This window comes from Nocardia sp. SYP-A9097 (genome assembly GCF_009649815.1).
Classification (GTDB): domain Bacteria; phylum Actinomycetota; class Actinomycetes; order Mycobacteriales; family Mycobacteriaceae; genus Nocardia.
This window is the reverse complement of sequence record NZ_WJIC01000006.1, coordinates 279,470-296,441: the sequence shown is the minus strand read 5'-3', so window position 1 is coordinate 296,441 and position 16,972 is coordinate 279,470. Positions and strand designations below refer to the sequence as shown.

Annotated in this window: 14 protein-coding genes; 6 read left to right on the top strand and 8 right to left on the bottom strand. The window is 67.2% G+C overall.

The features are described from left to right. Positions 1-175 precede the first annotated feature (175 nt). Positions 176-1,489 carry an L-lysine 6-transaminase gene (gene lat, locus GFY24_RS15645; protein WP_153805894.1) on the bottom strand — a complete coding sequence of 438 codons (1,314 nt, stop codon included), beginning with the start codon at positions 1,487-1,489 and terminating at the stop codon, positions 176-178. A gap of 106 nt (positions 1,490-1,595) precedes the next feature. Beyond that, positions 1,596-2,048 carry an Lrp/AsnC family transcriptional regulator gene (locus tag GFY24_RS15640; protein ID WP_067562135.1) on the bottom strand — a complete coding sequence of 151 codons (453 nt, stop codon included), beginning with the start codon at positions 2,046-2,048 and terminating at the stop codon, positions 1,596-1,598. 58 nt (positions 2,049-2,106) lie between these two features. Between GFY24_RS15640 and GFY24_RS15635 the strand changes: the two genes are divergently transcribed. Then, a complete protein-coding gene (locus tag GFY24_RS15635) occupies positions 2,107-3,636 on the top strand; it encodes an aldehyde dehydrogenase family protein (RefSeq protein ID WP_153805761.1) in 1,530 nt (509 codons plus the stop codon). A gap of 1 nt (position 3,637) precedes the next feature. Here the strand turns inward: GFY24_RS15635 and GFY24_RS15630 are convergent, their stop codons facing one another. Next, on the bottom strand, positions 3,638-4,489 hold the full coding sequence (locus tag GFY24_RS15630) for an SDR family oxidoreductase (RefSeq protein WP_153805760.1): 852 nt from the start codon (positions 4,487-4,489) through the stop codon (positions 3,638-3,640). Further along, positions 4,486-5,445: a patatin-like phospholipase family protein gene (locus GFY24_RS15625; RefSeq protein ID WP_153805759.1), complete on the bottom strand. Its 960-nt coding sequence runs from the start codon at positions 5,443-5,445 to the stop codon at positions 4,486-4,488. The genes GFY24_RS15630 and GFY24_RS15625 overlap by 4 nt, the downstream gene beginning before the upstream one ends. 68 nt (positions 5,446-5,513) lie before the next feature. Here GFY24_RS15625 and GFY24_RS15620 point away from each other — a divergent pair, with 68 nt between their 5' ends. Then, positions 5,514-6,113: a TetR/AcrR family transcriptional regulator gene (locus GFY24_RS15620; RefSeq protein WP_153805758.1), complete on the top strand. Its 600-nt coding sequence runs from the start codon at positions 5,514-5,516 to the stop codon at positions 6,111-6,113. Positions 6,114-6,116: 3 nt separating this feature from the next. On the opposite strand, the gene GFY24_RS15615 is transcribed toward GFY24_RS15620, so the two are convergent. After that, positions 6,117-6,662 (bottom strand): histidine phosphatase family protein, encoded by a 546-nt coding sequence (locus GFY24_RS15615; protein WP_309230892.1) that lies wholly within the window; start codon positions 6,660-6,662, stop codon positions 6,117-6,119. Between the two features lie 157 nt (positions 6,663-6,819). On the opposite strand from GFY24_RS15615, the gene GFY24_RS15610 reads away from it, so the two are divergent. Both GFY24_RS15610 and GFY24_RS15605 read left to right on the top strand, forming a co-directional pair. Next, positions 6,820-11,772 (top strand): ATP-dependent helicase, encoded by a 4,953-nt coding sequence (locus tag GFY24_RS15610; protein ID WP_153805757.1) that lies wholly within the window; start codon positions 6,820-6,822, stop codon positions 11,770-11,772. A 12-nt stretch (positions 11,773-11,784) separates the two neighbouring features. Beyond that, positions 11,785-12,555 carry a DNA-formamidopyrimidine glycosylase family protein gene (locus GFY24_RS15605; protein WP_153805756.1) on the top strand — a complete coding sequence of 257 codons (771 nt, stop codon included), beginning with the start codon at positions 11,785-11,787 and terminating at the stop codon, positions 12,553-12,555. Positions 12,556-12,620: 65 nt separating this feature from the next. On the opposite strand, the gene GFY24_RS15600 is transcribed toward GFY24_RS15605, so the two are convergent. After that, positions 12,621-13,193: a MarR family transcriptional regulator gene (locus tag GFY24_RS15600; RefSeq protein ID WP_153805755.1), complete on the bottom strand. Its 573-nt coding sequence runs from the start codon at positions 13,191-13,193 to the stop codon at positions 12,621-12,623. Positions 13,194-13,264: 71 nt separating this feature from the next. On the opposite strand from GFY24_RS15600, the gene GFY24_RS15595 reads away from it, so the two are divergent. Next, positions 13,265-13,618 (top strand): VOC family protein, encoded by a 354-nt coding sequence (locus tag GFY24_RS15595; protein WP_194852888.1) that lies wholly within the window; start codon positions 13,265-13,267, stop codon positions 13,616-13,618. Between the two features lie 9 nt (positions 13,619-13,627). After that, the gene (locus GFY24_RS15590) at positions 13,628-14,200 is read left to right on the top strand and encodes a YdeI/OmpD-associated family protein (protein WP_309230891.1); all 573 of its coding nucleotides are present in this window, start codon (positions 13,628-13,630) and stop codon (positions 14,198-14,200) included. Positions 14,201-14,397: 197 nt separating this feature from the next. On the opposite strand, the gene GFY24_RS15585 is transcribed toward GFY24_RS15590, so the two are convergent. Together GFY24_RS15585 and glpD are read right to left on the bottom strand one after the other, a co-directional pair. After that, positions 14,398-14,715 (bottom strand): DUF222 domain-containing protein, encoded by a 318-nt coding sequence (locus tag GFY24_RS15585; protein ID WP_309230890.1) that lies wholly within the window; start codon positions 14,713-14,715, stop codon positions 14,398-14,400. Between the two features lie 483 nt (positions 14,716-15,198). Then, a complete protein-coding gene (gene glpD / locus GFY24_RS15580; protein WP_153805752.1) occupies positions 15,199-16,935 on the bottom strand; it encodes a glycerol-3-phosphate dehydrogenase in 1,737 nt (578 codons plus the stop codon). Positions 16,936-16,972: the final 37 nt, after the last annotated feature.

Below are 16,972 nucleotides of genomic sequence, written 5' to 3'. Positions count from 1 at the left end.
GGGGGCTACTCGTGAGTACGGTTATTGACTGCTCGCCAGTAAAAACCCGCAGGTCGAGCATTGTTTTCGGGATGCGAGACGGCCCGCTCGCCGGGAAAATATCGAGCCTCGAGGGTGGTCCGCGCCGCACCCCGAGGGGCGGCTCGGAGCCGCCCGCGCCGGGATGCCTCACTACTCAGCCCAATACGCGATCCAGTGCGTCGACGGCCTCGTCGAGTTCGGCGCGGGTGACCGTGAGTGGTGGCCGGAAGCGGATGCCGCGCGCGCCCGTGCCGAGAATCAGCACGTGCTCTTCCTCGCGGAGCCGGGTGACAACCTCGTCGCGCAATTGCGCCGTCTTCAGTGTGATGGCGCACATGAGTCCGCGGCCGCGTGGTTCGATGACTTCGGCATGAGCTTCGGACAATTCAGTCAAACGTCGTAATAGGTGCGCGCCGAGCTCTTGCGCGCGGCCTGCCAGGCGCTCCTGCTCGATCACCTCGAGAATCCGGCACGCCCGCACCATATCGGCGAGATTGCCACCCCAGGTGGAGTTGAGCCGGGAGCTGACGTGGAACACATTGTCCGGCACCTCGTCGATGCGACCGCCCGCCATGATTCCGCAGACCTGAGTCTTCTTACCGAAGGCCACCACATCGGGTTCGAGGCCGAGTTGCCGATACGCCCACAGGCTGCCGGTCATGCCGACGCCGGTCTGCACCTCGTCGAGGATGAACAGCGCGTCATTGGCGTGGCACAGCTCCTGTACGGCCCGAAGGAATTCCGGTCGCAGATGCCGGTCGCCGCCCTCGCCCTGAATGGGTTCGGCAATGAAACACGCTATGTCGTGCGGGTTTTCGGCGAAGGCGCGAGCGGCCTGGTCGAGGGCGTGTCGTTCGGCGGCCTCGATATCGGGGTGCTCGTCACCCAGGTACGGGGTGTCGATGCGCGGCCAGTCGAACTTGGGGAAGCGGGCGGTCTTGACCGGATCGGTATTGGTGAGCGAGAGCGTGTACCCGGTGCGCCCGTGGAACGCGCCCGTCAGATGCAGCACCTTGGTGCCGAGTTCCGGTGCGCGCCCGTGCATTTCATTGTGCCGGGACTTCCAGTCGAAGGCGGCCTTGAGGGCGTTCTCGACCGCGAGCCCGCCGCCGTCGATGAAGAACAGGTGCGGTAGCCGGGGATCGCCGAGCACACGCGCGAAAGTGGCTACGAACCTTGCCATTTCGACGGTGTACACGTCGGAGTTGCTGGGCTTGTTGAGGGCCGCGGCCGCGAGCTCGGCCAGGAAGCGGGGGTTGCCGACCAGCGCCGGATGGTTCATGCCCAGCGCCGAGGAGGCGAAGAAGCCGAACATATCCAGGTATGCGGTGCCGTCGCGCGCGTCGACCAGCCTGCGACCGCACGATGCGCGCAGATCCAGAACCAGGTCGAAGCCGTCGGTGAGGATGTTCGCGGAAAGGATCTCGTGCACCCGGGCGGGGGTGACCGGATCACTGCGATATTCCAGGGTTTCGGCAACCGCCCCAAGCCGATCGAAGTCTAGGGTCACCCCCCCAGCGTAAGGGAATCTTTACTGTTCTGCCCGTAAATTTCGAAGTAATTACGAAGGATGTCTATTTGTCATAGAATGTCTGCAGAATGATGGTGCTTCGAGTCCGTACGTTGGCCGTCGCGCGAATCTCCTGCAGCAACTGCTCCAGATGCCTCGGCGATGCCACGCGCACCAGCAGCATGTAGCTCTCGTCGCCGGCCACCGAATGGCAGGCTTCGATGCCCGGAATGTGCTGCAGCAGTGCGGGTGCGTCATCGGGCTGCGACGGATCGAGAGGAGTGATGGCGACAAATGCCGACAGCATCTGCCCCAGCGCCTCCGGATCGACATTCGCCGTATAGCCACGGATCACTCCGCGCGCCTCCAGCCGCCGGACACGCGACTGCACCGCTGACACCGAAAGGTTCGCCTTCTCGGCAAGATTGGAGAGTGTGGCGCGACCATCGGCAATCAGCTCACGGATCAGCAATCGATCGATGTCGTCGAGTTGTGGTTTCGCCGGTGTATCCGCCATCAGCGAAGGCTAACTCAGCGAACCGAACTCGTGGCCGGAACCCATACTGGAGCTGCCGATGATCCCCGCAATTAGCGAAGATTTTACCCGCGAACCGCGTGCCCGCACCGAGGCGCTACTGCGCGCGCTCGGCGCGAAAGCGCCCGAACCCGGCGAACTCTCGGCGCGCACGCCGATTACCGGCGGCGAACTACTCACCCTGCGGCCCAGCTCGGCCGGTGAGGTGGATGCCGCCATCGAGAGCGCCGCCACCGCATTTCAGGATTGGCGGACCGTGCCCGCGCCGCAGCGCGCCGCCGTGGTGCGGCGACTGGCGCGACTGCTGGTCGAGCATCAGGACGAACTGGGCGAACTGGTCACCTTGGAGGCCGGGAAGATCGGGGCCGAGGCGCGCGGCGAGGTCCAGGAGATGATCGACATCTGCGAGTTCGCCATCGGGCTCTCGCGGCAGTTGTACGGGCACACCATGCCTTCCGAGCGGCCCGGGCACCGGTTGCTGGAGACCTGGCATCCACTCGGTGTGGTCGGGGTGATCTCGGCCTTCAACTTCCCGGTCGCGGTGTGGGCGTGGAATACCGCGCTCGCGCTGGTGTGCGGGGACACGGTGGTGTGGAAACCGTCCGAGATGACGCCGCTGACCGCGCTCGCGTGTCACTCGCTGATCCAGCGGGCGGCGATCGAGGTGGGCGCGAATCCCGAAGTGCACCAGTTGATTCAGGGCACCGGAGAGGTGGGTGCACAGCTGGTCGACGATCCACGGGTGGCCCTGGTCAGTGCGACCGGATCGGTACGCATGGGGCGGATCGTGGCCCCGCGGGTGGCCGCGCGGTTCGGGCGCTGCCTGCTGGAGCTGGGCGGCAATAACGGTGCGGTGGTGACACCTTCGGCGGATCTGGATCTGGCGGCACGCGGGATCGTCTTCTCGGCGGCGGGGACGGCCGGGCAGCGGTGCACCACTCTGCGGCGGCTCATTGTGCACGCGGATGTGGTCGGGCCACTGTTGGATCGCATCTCGTCGGCGTATCGGCAACTGCGCGTGGGCAATCCGCTCGAGGACGGGGTTTTGGTCGGGCCGCTGATCAATGGCCGGTCGTACACCGCCATGCAGGACGCGCTGGCGCGGGCGCAGGCCGACGGTGGTGAATTGATCTGCGGCGGTGAACGAGTCGACGGCTTCGGCGATGACGCGTTCTACGTTCGGCCCGCGATCGTCCGGATGCCCGCGCAGACGGAGGTGGTGCGCGAGGAGACCTTCGCACCCATCCTCTACGTGCTCACCTATCACGACCTGGACACCGCCATCGAGCTGCACAATGGTGTGCCACAGGGGCTTTCGTCGTCGATCTTCACCCGGAACCAGCATGAGGCCGAACGCTTCCTGGCCGCCGACGGATCCGACTGTGGTATCGCCAATGTGAATATCGGTACCTCGGGTGCGGAGATCGGCGGCGCGTTCGGCGGTGAGAAGCAGACCGGTGGTGGCCGGGAATCCGGCTCGGACTCCTGGAAGTCCTACATGCGCCGCGCGACCAACACCGTCAACTACTCCACCGAACTGCCTCTCGCTCAAGGCATCCGGTTCGAATAACTCAGTTCTGATCTTCGGAGGCGATCGCGCGGATCTGTGCTTCGTATGCGGCCCGGGTGGATTCATCCGCCGGGTGCAGGGCGCGGTCGCCATTGAACATGCGGCGGACCAGGCGGACAGCCGATTCCGGGGCGGCGGCCAGGGCCACGTCGATGGGGCCGAGGTAGTTCGGGACGGCGACCTCGGCCTTGCGGGTGCGGACGGTATGGACGATGGCCGCTGCCACGTCCTCCGGGTCGACGGTGGGCATGCCCGCGCCGAGCGCCAGGCCGGAGGAGAGCCGGGTGCGGACCGCTGACGGCATGATCGTGCTGACGCTGACCCCGTACGGTTCGAACTCCAAACGTGTTGCGGCGGAGAGCCCTACGGCGGCGAACTTGCTGGCGTTGTAGACCGCCAGGCCCGCGATCGGGATCTTCCCGGCCAGGGAGGCCACATTCACGATGTGTCCTTTGCCGCGGTCGACCATGCCGGGGGCGACGGCGCGCATACCGTGGATGAGGCCCCAGACGTTCACGTCGATGGTGGTGTGGCCGACCGCGTCCGGCTCGTCCAGGAAGGCTCCGGCGGGCATGACACCGGCATTGTTGACCAGGATGTCGATGCGGCCGAAGTCGGCGACGACCTTGTCCCACTGTGCGCGATTGCGCACATCCAGTTCGAATGCCTCGGCGCCCAAGGCCGTAGCGGCGGTCTGCGCGGCGACGGTGTCCACGTCGGCGATGGCGATCTCCGCGCCCTTGCTCGCGAACAGCTCGGCCGTGCACTGGCCGATGCCGCGGCCCGCACCGGTGATCAGTACCCGCGCTCCGGCGAGATCGATTGCCGGATAGTTCTTTCCGAGGATGCTCATGCGAAATCTCCCTGTTCGATGGTCTTGCGGGTGCTGATCAGGCTGTGTTCGAAGGTGGCGAGGCGGCGGCGGCCGTCCATGAAGTTGGGGCCCATGACGGCGAGGTCTTCGGCGGTGACGTCGACGCGCAGCACCTTGGTGCCGGCGGCCCGCAGCAGGGCGATTTCGGCATCGAGCTTCTCGCTCATGCGATTTCGCAGTTGACGCTCCAGGAAGTGGCCCGGACCGGTGGCGGGAATGCGGCCGGTCGAGGCCATCGGAGCGAGCACCACGACCTCGTCCAACCGGGCCGGAATGAGGAGATCGGCCGAGGCGGTGGAGGCCGCGCCGCCGTCGATGAAGGTACGGCCGGCGATCGGCACGGCCGGGAACCAGCCGGGGACGCCCCAGGAAGCCCGCAGTGCCGCACCGAGACTCGCGTCCGGGGCGGATGGGGAGCCGAAGGCGACGCGTTCACCGGTGGCATCGTCCATGGCGACCAGCCAGGTGGCGGGATGCTCGACCCAATCGCGGCCGGGGTTCAGTCGATCGGCGAGGCGTTGCAACCAGCTCGCATCGCCGCCGCCCTGTGGGAGCAGGCCGCTGCCCGCGGTGAGCAGGGCGTGGCCATTTCCGGGGCGCGCCAACAGTTCTCGTACGGCGCGGCCGGGGGCGTTCAGGCGCGGGCGCGGCAGTGGCGGGAATCTGCCTGGCTCACAACGCATATGGGCGGTGAGGATGGGGTTGGTGGAGGTGCCGCGCTGCATGGCGATCAGATCGTCGACACCGATACCGCTGCCGAGCATGGTCAGCATCTCGGCTCCGGCGGAGGTGCCGATCATGACGTCGGCCTCGCGCGGATCCCAATCCAGTACGTCACGAGCGGCTGCCAGTGCGGCGACGATCCAGGCCGCCCCGACGGTCCCCCCGCACCCGATGGCCAGGCCACGCCTCTGTGACCCGTTTCTGTTACTCATAGTCTCGAACACTAACAGCTTTCAAATACCGTGGGTATCCCAAATCCTCGAGTACCTAGAATGGCCGCATGGCACGACTGACCCGGACCGAGAGCCAGGCCCGCACCCGCACCGATCTGCTGGCCACCGCGCGCGACCTGTTCCTCACCGACGGGTACGCCAAGACCAGCCTGGAGCGCGTCGCAGAGGAGGCCGGGTACTCCAAGGGCGCGGTGTACTCGAACTTCCGCACCAAATCTGCGCTGTGCCTACAGGTGCTCGAGCTGATTCACGAGACCAAATTCGCCGAGGCCACCGAACTCCTGGGAGGCGAGGGCACCCTCGAACAGCGGCTCGAACTGTTCCAGGGCTGGGCCGAGCGCACGCTCGGTGATGTCGGCTGGACCATGTTGGAATTCGAGTTCGCGATTGTCGCCAAGGACGATCCGGAATTGCAGGCCGCGCTCGTCTCCAATCTCGGTGTGGTGCGCGGCACCATCGGCGCGCGACTGCAGGCGCTGGCCGATTCCACCGGCATCACACTCCCGTTGCCCGCCGCGGACGCGGCCACCGCCGTATTGAGTCTCGGTTTGGGACTTGGCATTCTGCGCGCCATCGACCCGAGCCTGTCCGCGCGACTGATCACCGATGCGATACGCGCCATGGTCAGCGGTGTCTTCACCGGCTGAGCGCTACGGCCGGAAGTGCAGCGTCCACTCGCCGCGATAGTGCAGGCGGGTGACGCTCACCGGCGGAATGTCTATGCGCCAGAAGGATTTCGCGGGCGCGTCGAGGGTGACGAGCAGGGCCGCGCGAATGATCGACGGATGGGTGATCGCGATGGTGGGTTCGCCCTCGACGGCGATATCGGCCAGCCATTCGCCGGTCCGCTCGAGCACCTCGACCACGGATTCGCCGCCATGCCCGCGATAGCCCGGATCGGTGAGCCAGAGGTACAGGTCCTCCTTCGGCACCGACATGAGCTCGCCTCCACGCCAGGCACCGGCGTCGAGATCGCGCAGCCGGTCGTCCTCGCGGCCCATGAGACCCATGAGCGCGGCGGTCTCCACGGTGCGGCGTTCGGGAGCGGTGAGCACCCGGGCCGCCTGTAGTCGACCGCAGGCCGCGACCGCGCGCCGCCCGGCGTCGGTCAGTGGTTCGTCGACCGGGAATCGTGCTTTGCGCATCGCCTCGGTCATCCCGTGACTGACCAGGTCGAGCCGGAGCACCTTCTGCACGATTCGCAGCCTACGCGCGGCCTCGGCGACCGTAATCCGATTGCCTGTCCTTCGCTCCCGGCCCGCGACCGGGTGATCTTGGTTGCCGCCCGGCCGCGCACGCGACTCGGCGACGGGAGGTCGGCGAGGTGTCGGTGGGCGGGTGCAGACTGGGGCAATGGATCGGTTCTCGCCTGCTACCCGGGAGTGGTTCGACGGTGCTTTTCCCGCGCCGACGGCCGCGCAATTGGGGGCATGGGAGGCCATTGCGGCGGGGCAACACACCCTGGTCATCGCGCCGACCGGGTCGGGCAAGACACTGTCGGCTTTTCTGTGGGCGATCGATCAGCTGGCCCACCGGGAGCCGGCCCCCAAGGCGAAGGGGCCGAAAGGTAAGAGCGGCGCGGCCGAGAAGCCCAAAACCTCTGTGCTCTATATATCTCCGCTCAAGGCGCTCGCGGTGGATGTGGAGCGGAATCTGCGGGCACCGCTGGTGGGGGTCACGCAGACGGCCAAGCGGCTGGGATTGGCCGCGCCGGAGATCAGCGTGGGGGTGCGGTCCGGGGACACCAGTCCGGCCGATCGGCGTGGGCTGTTGCGGACGCCGCCGGACATTCTCATCACCACGCCGGAGTCGTTGTTCCTCATGCTCACCTCGGCGGCGCGGGAGACGCTGAGCGAGGTACATACGGTCATCGTGGATGAGGTGCACGCCATTGCCGGATCCAAACGCGGTGCGCACCTGGCGCTTTCACTGGCAAGGCTGGATGCTCTATGCTCCGCCTCCCCGCGCTTCGAACGCCCGGCCCAGCGAATCGGACTGTCGGCGACGGTACGGCCGCCCGCGGAGGTGGGGCGATTCCTGGTGGGGAGCGCGCCCATCAGCATTGTGCGGCCGCCCGCGCCCAAGACCTTCGACCTGTCGGTGCGGGTGCCGGTCGCGGATATGACCGAACCCGATGCGGGAGCGGAGGATTCGGATCAGCCCGGATCGATCTGGCCGCACGTCGACGCGGCCATAGTGGATCTGGTGCTGGAGCATCGGTCCTCGATCGTGTTCGCGAATTCGCGGCGGCTGGCCGAACGGCTCACCGCGCGATTGAACGAGGAGTACGCGGGGCGGATCGGGGAAGAGGTCGAGACCGAGCACAAACCGCCCGCGCAACTGGGTGCGTCCACCGAGGTGATTCACGGTGCCGCACCACTGCTGGCGCGCGCGCATCACGGGTCGGTGAGCAAGGAGCAGCGGGCGCTCATCGAGGATGATCTCAAGAGCGGCAGGTTGCGCTGCGTGGTTGCCACCAGCAGCCTGGAGCTCGGAATCGATATGGGCGCGGTCGAATTGGTGGTGCAGGTGGAGGCACCGCCGTCGGTGGCGAGCGGGCTGCAGCGGGTCGGGCGCGCGGGGCATCAGGTCGGGGAGATCTCGCGCGGGGTGATCTTCCCCAAGCATCGCACCGATGTCATCCACTGCGCCGTGGCATCACAGCGCATGACCGCCGGGCAGATCGAAGAACTCAAAATTCCGCTGCATCCCCTGGATATTCTCGCGCAGCAGACCGTTGCCGCCTGCGCCCTGGAACCCCTCGATGCCGAGGCGTGGTTCGAGACGGTGCGCAGCACGGGAAGCTATGCGGCCCTGCCCCGTTCGGCCTACGACTCGGTGCTGGACCTGCTGTCCGGGCGTTACCCCTCGGACGAATTCGCCGAACTGCGCCCGCGCATTGTCTGGGACCGCGACGCGGGCACCCTCACGGGTCGACCGGGCGCGCAACGGCTTGCGGTCACCTCCGGTGGAGCCATCCCCGACCGCGGGCTCTTTCCGGTCTTCATGGTCGGCGAAAAAGCCTCCCGGGTAGGCGAACTCGACGAGGAGATGGTCTACGAATCCCGTGTCGGCGATGTCTTCGCCCTCGGCGCGACCAGCTGGCGGATAGAGGAGATCACCTTCGACCGGGTTCTGGTCACCCCGGCCTTCGGCCTCCCCGGCCGACTTCCCTTCTGGCACGGTGACGCCCTCGGACGCCCCGCCGAATTGGGTGCTGCGCTGGGCGAATTCGTCCGCACGGCGGGTAATGCGGTTGAACAGTCCGCCGGCACGAAACGCTCGGGCGGCGCACGCGGTCGAACCACCGAACCGGTCGAATTGGGAACGGCGTTAGCGGAGTTCACCGGCGATGCCGAGTCCACGCCCGGCAAGCGGAAGCGTGCGGCGGCGCAGAGCTCCGCCCGGAGTGGAACCACCGCTGAGAGCCGAGCCGCGGCCGATGGACCCGCCGAGTCCGAGTTGGAACGGGTTATGGCGGCGGCGGGGCTGGACTCGAATGCGACGGCGAATCTGGTTGCGCTGCTGGCGGAGCAGCGGGCGGCGACCGGGCAATTGCCCACGGATCGGACCATGCTGGTCGAGCGGTTCCGGGATGAGCTGGGTGATTGGCGGGTGGTGTTGCATTCGCCGTACGGGTTGCCGGTGCACGCGCCGTGGGCGCTGGCGGTGGGGGCTCGGCTGCGCGAGCGGTTCGGGGTGGATGCCGCGCCCACGCCGTCGGATGACGGGATTGTGGTGCGACTGCCGGACACCACCGATGATCCGCCCGGGGCAGAATTGTTCGTGTTCGAGCCGGATGAGATCGATGATCTGGTGACCGAGCAGGTCGGCGGGTCGGCGCTGTTCGCCTCACGGTTCCGGGAGTGCGCGGCGCGGGCACTGTTGCTGCCACGGCGGGATCCGGGTAAGCGCGCACCACTGTGGCAGCAGCGGCAGCGGGCGGCCCAATTGCTGGATGTGGCACGGAAGTTCCCGGAATTCCCGATCCTGTTGGAGACGGTGCGGGAATGCCTGCAGGACGTGTACGACCTGCCTTCGCTGCGGGAGCTATTGGGGCGGGTAGCGCGGCGGCAGGTGCGCCTCGTCGAGGTGGAGACGGCCACGCCGTCGCCGTTCGCGAATTCGCTGCTGTTCGATTACATCGGGCAGTTCATGTACGAGGGCGACAGTCCACTCGCCGAGCGGCGGGCGGCGGCGCTGTCGCTGGATTCGAGTCTGCTGGCGGAGCTGCTCGGGCGGGTGGAGCTGCGCGAACTCCTCGATGCCGATGTGCTGGAGCAGACCGCGCGGGAATTGCAGCGACTCACCCCGGAGCGGCAGGCGCGCGATATGGAGGGGCTGGCGGATCTGCTGCGGCTGCTCGGGCCGATCACCGCCGAAGAGGCCGCCGAACGTTGCGTCGAGGATCCACGGCCCTGGCATGCGGAGCTGGTGAAAGCCCATCGCGCCCTGGAGGTTTCCTTCGCGGGTTCGCGCTGGTGGGTGGCGGTCGAGGATGCGGCGCGGCTGCGGGACGCGCTCGGCGTGCCACTGCCGATCGGGGTTCCGGCCGCCTTCATCGAACCGGTCGCCGATCCACTCGGGGATCTGGTCGGCCGGTACGCCCGAACCCACGGGCCGTTCACCCTCACCCAGGTGGCGCATCGCTTCGGCCTCGGCACCGCGGTGGCGGCCACCGCCCTGCATCACCTGGCCCTCGAAAAACGGGTGGTGGAAGGCGAATTCACGCCCGGCTCGGCCGGAACCGAATGGTGCGACAGCGAAGTCCTGCGCCGGCTGCGCCGGCGTTCGCTGGCAGCGGCCCGCAAGGAGGTGGAGCCCGTCGCCACGGCCGCACTGGCCCGATTCCTACCGTCCTGGCAGCACATCGGCACCGGTGAACTGCGCGGTGTGGATGGTGTGGCGGCCGTGGTAGAACAGCTTGCGGGCGTACCGATTCCGGCCTCGGCCTGGGAATCGCTCATCCTGCCCGCCCGCGTCCGCGACTACTCCCCCGCCATGCTGGACGAACTCATGGCCACCGGCGAGGTGCTCTGGTCCGGTCACGGCGCCATTACCGCCAAGGACGGCTGGATCGCCCTGCACCCCGCCGAACAGGCGAGCCTCACCCTGCCCCCGCCGGATGAGCTGGACCTCACGGAAACCCAGATCAGCCTCCTGATGGCCCTGGGCGCCACCGTGATCGGCGGCCCACGCGTCACCCCCGAGATCGATGGACAGGCGGGTCGATCCGACACCCCGGCAGCCGATCTCGGAGCCGCTGTTGAAGCGGCGACAGGTACGGGCGCGGAACCGCAGCGCAGGACGTCCCCCGGGCAGACCGCGATCAGCACCGGCACTCCGTTGAACGCGCCCGGGTACCAGGTGGTCGATATGGCGGGCGGTGGCGCGTACTTCTTCCGGCAATTGGCAGATGCCAGCGGATTGGAAGACGAGACCGCGGTGGTCGCGGCGCTCTGGGAATTGGTGTGGGCCGGATATGTCGCCGGGGATACCTTCGCGCCGGTGCGGGCCATGCTGGCCGGGACCGCGCGGACGACGACGGCGCATCGGACGCCGCGGCGAGCTCCGCGCGGGCGAATGTATCTGCCGCGCACCGGAGTTCCGGCTAGGACGAGTCCGCCCGGTGTGGCGGGACGCTGGTCGCTGCTGCCGGAACGGGTGGCGGACAATACGGTGCGGGCGCACGCGACGGCGGATGTGCTGCTGGAGCGGTACGGCGTGCTGACACGTGGCTCGGTGCAGAGTGAAGGCGTGCGGGGCGGGTTCGCGCTGATGTACCGGGTACTCACCGAATTCGAGGACCGGGGACGGTGCCGCCGGGGGTACTTCGTCGATTCGCTCGGCGGTGCACAGTTCTCCACAACCGATGTGGTGGATCGGTTGCGCTCGTTCGAGACCGATCGGACAGGTGCGGATCCGGCGGGGAACGCGCTGGTGCTGGCGGCGTGCGATCCGGCGAATTCCTATGGGGCGGCGCTACCTTGGCCGAAGTCCGCCGTCGAGGGGGCGGGGCACCGGCCGGGACGCAAGGCCGGGGCGCTGGTGGTGCTGGTGGACGGGGAATTGGCGCTGTATTTGGAGCGCGGGGGTAAGACGCTGTTGACCTTCACCGAGGATCCAGCGGCGCGGGCGGCCGGTGCTGCGGCATTGGCGGGACTGGTGCATGAGCGGCGAGTCGATTCGCTGGTCATCGACCGGGTGAATGGGGAATCGGTGCACGGCAATGTGTTCGCCGAATTCCTGACGCAAGCCGGGTTCGCGGCCACGCCCAAGGGATTCCGGCTGCGGAGTCGCCCGTGAGTGTGAGCGATCATGCCCGAGGGTGACGCGGTCTTCCTGACGGCGGCGCGACTGCGCACCGCACTGGATGGAAAGATGCTGACGCGCAGCGACTTTCGCGTATCCAAGTACGCCACCCTCGATCTGCGCGGGCAGCAGGTGGAGAGCGTCGGCAGCTACGGCAAGCACCTCTTCGTCCGCACCCCGCAGCTCAGCATCCACACCCACCTGAAAATGGAGGGCGAGTACCGGGTCTACACCCCCGGACAGCGTTGGACGAGACCGGGTTTCACCGCCCGCCTGGTGCTCGCCACCGAAGACGCGGAGGCCGTGGGCTTCTCCCTCGGCCTGGTGGAGGTCCTGCCCCGCGCCGACGAACACACCGCCATCGACCATCTCGGCCCGGACCTGCTCGGCCCGAATTGGGATGCGGCCGAAGCAGTCCGGCGCTTATCCGAGCACCCGGCCCAGCCCATCGGCCTGGCCCTGCTCGATCAGCGAAACCTGGCCGGTGTCGGCAATATCTACCGCAGCGAGATCTGCTTCCTGCGCCGCGTCCACCCCGCCACCCCGGTAGGCGAGATCGAGGATCTACCGGCCTTGGTCGACGAGGCGCACACCGTACTCACCCGCGCCGCCCACCAACCCCCTTGGCGCGCACTGGCATACGGCCGTCAACGCCGCCCTTGCCGCCGCTGCGGCACGAACCTGGTCGTCCACCTACTCGGCGACGATCCGGCCCTGGCACGCGCGGACCGAGGAATCTACTTCTGCCCACGCTGCCAACCGGCCCCAAGCCCTTAACCCCATCAGGCCACGGTGCGACGATGCCCGGCGCGAACGGTGGTGGTTCGCACGAAAACCCACTTCTAGCTGTCGCTGGTCGTAGCGACGTTGTTGACAGGGCAGTCGCCCTCGCTACGGCCACACGCGGCGAAGTCGCAGAGACGGCACAGCCAAGGCTGTGGACGGTCGTTGCCGGGGGCCGAGCGTTGCTCGGCTCTGGCGAGGGTCACCGTGGTCAGCATCGTGTCCAGCGCTGCCGCGAGATTGTCGATCTCATCCGCGGACAACGCGGACAACGCGCTCGTCAGGGACTTCTCGCGCGTTTGGAGTATCCGTGCGGCCGTGTCCCGGCCATGTCGGGTGAGGACAACGGAGACAGCCCGTGCATCCTGTGCTCCGCCGCGCTCGACGAGGCCCTCGGCAGCAAGGCGGTCGATGAGCCGAACGGTGCCCGAGTGACTCAGGCCGAGAACGGAACTCAGCTGCGTTACCGATCCGCCGTCGAGGAACTGGTGCATGGCGGCCAGGGCGGCGGGGGCCGACGGGCCGAGCGCCGCGACCGCTTCGACGGCCGTGTTCATCCGGTCGGCGACCACGAGACTCAAGGCGCCCAGGACGTTGGCTGCATGCTGAAGGCTTGACTGGGTTTGCGTCACGGTTCTAGTTTATATGCATGAGTCATACACATTCCACGGGGCAGCGTACGAAGTCGACAGCAGCACTGTCGATGGTCAATATCGACAGTGCCGATCCAGCCAGGCTGGCGCGTTTCTACGCGGCCGCGTTCGGCTGGGAGGTCACCTACAGCGACGAAAACTACGGGATGGTCGAAGGCGACGGCATCAAGATCGGCTTCGGCAAGATCGAGGGATTCCGGCCCGCTCAGTGGCCGGATGAGGCCGGCACCAAACGCTTCCACCTCGACCTGCAGGTCGACGACCTCGACGAGGCGGCCGAGAGCCTGTGCGCGATCGGAGCCAGTCAACCCGAGTTCCAACCGGGTGCCGGCCGCTGGCGGGTGCTGCTCGATCCCGATGGCCAACCGTTCTGCCTGAGTCCCCGTCCCGAGGCCACGTCGTAGCGGCGCGCCGTGACAGAACTCGCGGAGTTGCTCGTCCAGGACGCCGAGGCGTGGCGTGCCTGGTTGGACAGCCACCATGCCGACCACCCTGGCGTCTGGCTGGTGCTGCACAAGAAGGGCGGTCGGACGACGGCCCTGACCTACGCGCAAGCGCTTGACGAAGCGCTGTGCTTCGGCTGGATCGACGGGCAGATCGCACGACGTGACGATGGCAGCTATCGCCAGCGCTTCACTCCGCGCCGGCCGAACAGCCCATGGTCCGCCAGGAATGTCGAGCACGTCGCCCGCCTCAGCCAGGCCGGGCGGATGCGATCAGCCGGCGTAGCCGAGGTCGAACGCGCCAAGGCCGACGGACGCTGGGACGCCGCATACAAAGGGCAACGGACCGCATCGATCCCCGAGGACCTGCAACGCGAACTCGACCGCGACCCCGCGGCCGCCGCGGCATTCGCCGAACTCGACGCCCGCAACCGCTACTCGATCATCTGGCGCATCAACGACGCCAAGCGCCCGGAGACACGCCAACGCCGCATCGCCACCTATCTGAACATGCTCCGTCGAGGAGAGCGCCTACACCGATGAACAAGCGGTCGGCCCACCGAAGCGACACGAGTCCCGTTCGATCACAGTCCTGACCACGAGCGGTCACCGACGCTCTCCCGACTACCCCTCATCGGCAGATCAGTGCGTTCGTCCGGTCGAGAAGAGCTCGGCTCGTTGAACTTTCAGCGTGCCGCATGGTTGCTTCGAACCAGAGGTCGAGGCATCCGGGCTCGGTCTCAACTTGCTGCCGCCAGCACCCTCCACACCTTTCTGGAACGCGAGCGGGCCTGCGGAGTCGCATACTCGATTCGCCGGCGCGCTTCGTGGGCACTGATCCGCAGCAGATCAGTCAACAGCTCGACGGTGTCCCGATAGCCGGTGCCGGTGGCGAGGCCCCGACGCTCGGCTTCGGCGACGGCCGCGCGCATGGCAGCATCCAGCCGCCTCCGGCGGCGTTCGGTTTCGACGAGGGTGCGCAGCAAGTCGACATCGGCCAATTCCGGCCATTCTGCGGCTGGAGCATCCGGCGCCAGCGCGGTCGAATGTATGTTCACGCGAGCCAGCCTACCGCAGCGTAGAACATATGTTCGATTATTCGTATTGCCGGACATGTAGCCGGATCCATCGCGCGGGGCGGTGGGCAGAACCCGCACAGGTCTATTGCGAGGGTTACGCGGGTAGCGCCTATCCCGAGGAGCGATCGGACGTAGTGGCCTTCCGCGAGGCATTCAGGAAACTCCAGCAGGCGAGTTTGGATACCAGTTCGAGCCGGGACATGATCGGAGAGGTAGCCAGGACGCATGAGAGCGAACGGTGATCCGAAGCGGGCCGAGTGGTTCAAGTCCAGTCACAGCTCGGGGGTGGGGAATGCGTCGAGGTCGCCTTCCTTCGTGCCGGCCGAGTGGGATGCCTTCACCGCCGGTATTTATGGCGGAAAGTTCCACCGTCCCAGCTGATTTCGGCGGTATTGGCGGCGAGTGTGCAGCTATGGCGGAGATTTGGGTGGATTACCGCCATGGCTGCACACTCGGCGACGGTTACTTCTCGACGGGGACCGGCTCCAGGATTTGGGGGCGGGGTTCGGGGGCGGCGGCGCGGAGGGCGTCGGCGGAGGCGTCGTCGGGGCGGGTTTGGGATTCGATTTCGGCTTGGACGCGGGCTACGTATGTTGCTATCTCGCGGGTGATTTCGGCTTCGTCCCAGCCGAGGACGGGGGCTACCAGGCGGGCCACCTGGTCGGCGCAGTCGACGCCGCGGTGCGCGTATTCGATGGAGATGCGGGTGCGGCGGGCCAGGATATCGTCCAGGTGCAGGGCGGCTTCGGCGGCCGCGGCGTAGACGGCCTCGACCTGGAGGTAGCCGGGGGACGCCTCGATCGGTTGCAGCAGTTCGGGTTTGCCGTCGGCCAGGCCCAGCACCTCGTCGATGAGCGAGCCATACCTGTTGAGCAGGTGCTGGATTCGGTACGGGTGGATGCCGTACTTCTCCGCCAGATGCGGGGCCTGGTTCATCAGCGCGTGGTAGCCGTCCGCGCCGAGCAGCGGCACCTTGTCCGTGATGGTGGGCGGGACGCGGCGCGGAATGTCCTGTGCCGCTTCGTCAACCGCGTCGTAGGCCATGACGCGGTAGGTGGTGTACTTACCGCCCGCGATGGCGACCAGACCGGGTGCGATACGGGCGACGGCATGCTCACGCGAGAGTTTGGAGGTCTGATCGCTCTCCCCGGCGAGCAGTGGGCGCAGGCCCGCGTACACGCCGGTGATATCGGTGTGCGTGAGCGGGGTGACCAGCACCTGGTTGACGTGTTCGAGCAGGTAGTCGATGTCGTTCTTGGTGGCGGCCGGATGCGCGAGATCCAGGTTCCAGTCGGTATCGGTAGTGCCGATGAGCCAGTGATCGGTGCCCCACATGATCACGAACAGCACCGAGGTGGGGGTGCGCAGAATGATCGAGGTATCGCTGGCAATGCGGTCGCGCGGGACCACAATGTGCACACCCTTGGACGATCGCACATGGAATCGGCCACGCTGATGCGCGAGAGTCTGCAGTTCGTCGGTCCAGACGCCGGTGGCATTGATGACGACACTGCCCCGAACCTCGGTGCGGCGGCCATCCTCGCTGTCGTGCACCTTCACACCCACCACACGATCGGCCTCCCGCAGGAAGCCGACCACCTGGGTGGAGGTGCGAATGACCGCGCCGTAATGCGCGGCCGTGCGCGCGAGAGTCATGGTGTGCCGGGCATCGTCGACCACGGTGTCGTAGTAGGTGAGGCCGCCGGTGAGTGCGTTGTGCTTGAGCGCGGGCGCGAGCCGCAATGCCGCCGACTTGGTCAGATGATGCTGTCCCGGAACGGATTTCGCGCCACCCATGGTGTCGTACAGCGTGAGCCCGGCCGCGACGTACGGCCGCTCCCAGCCGTAACGGGTGAGCGGGTACAGGAACTTCAGCGGCTTCACCAGGTGCGGTGCGAGTTTGGAGAGTGAGAGTTCACGCTCGTGCAGAGCCTCGCGGACCAGTCCGAACTCCATCATCTCCAGATAGCGCAGGCCGCCGTGGAACATCTTCGAGGAGCGGCTGGAGGTGCCTGAGGCGAGATCGCGGGCCTCGACCAGAGCAACCTCCAGGCCACGGGTCGCGGCATCGAGTGCGATACCCGCGCCGACCACGCCACCGCCGATCACCACCACATCGAAGGTGTCCTTGCCCAAGCGCGCCCAGGCTTCTTCACGCTGCTCGGGGCCCAGGAACTGCGATCGCGGGTTCTTCGTCATGCTCGACTCCTCCGGCCTTCGCCGCGGATGTTTCGGC

Coding starts and splice junctions, on each gene's coding strand:
- GFY24_RS15625 (WP_153805759.1), bottom strand. CDS start 5,445: ATGAGTAACAGAAACGGGTCACAGAGGCGTGGCCTGGCCATCGGGTGC.
- GFY24_RS15620 (WP_153805758.1), top strand. CDS start 5,514: ATGGCACGACTGACCCGGACCGAGAGCCAGGCCCGCACCCGCACCGAT.
- GFY24_RS15640 (WP_067562135.1), bottom strand. CDS start 2,048: ATGGCGGATACACCGGCGAAACCACAACTCGACGACATCGATCGATTG.
- GFY24_RS15605 (WP_153805756.1), top strand. CDS start 11,785: ATGCCCGAGGGTGACGCGGTCTTCCTGACGGCGGCGCGACTGCGCACC.
- GFY24_RS15635 (WP_153805761.1), top strand. CDS start 2,107: ATGATCCCCGCAATTAGCGAAGATTTTACCCGCGAACCGCGTGCCCGC.
- glpD (WP_153805752.1), bottom strand. CDS start 16,935: ATGACGAAGAACCCGCGATCGCAGTTCCTGGGCCCCGAGCAGCGTGAA.
- GFY24_RS15595 (WP_194852888.1), top strand. CDS start 13,265: ATGGTCAATATCGACAGTGCCGATCCAGCCAGGCTGGCGCGTTTCTAC.
- GFY24_RS15630 (WP_153805760.1), bottom strand. CDS start 4,489: ATGAGCATCCTCGGAAAGAACTATCCGGCAATCGATCTCGCCGGAGCG.
- GFY24_RS15610 (WP_153805757.1), top strand. CDS start 6,820: ATGGATCGGTTCTCGCCTGCTACCCGGGAGTGGTTCGACGGTGCTTTT.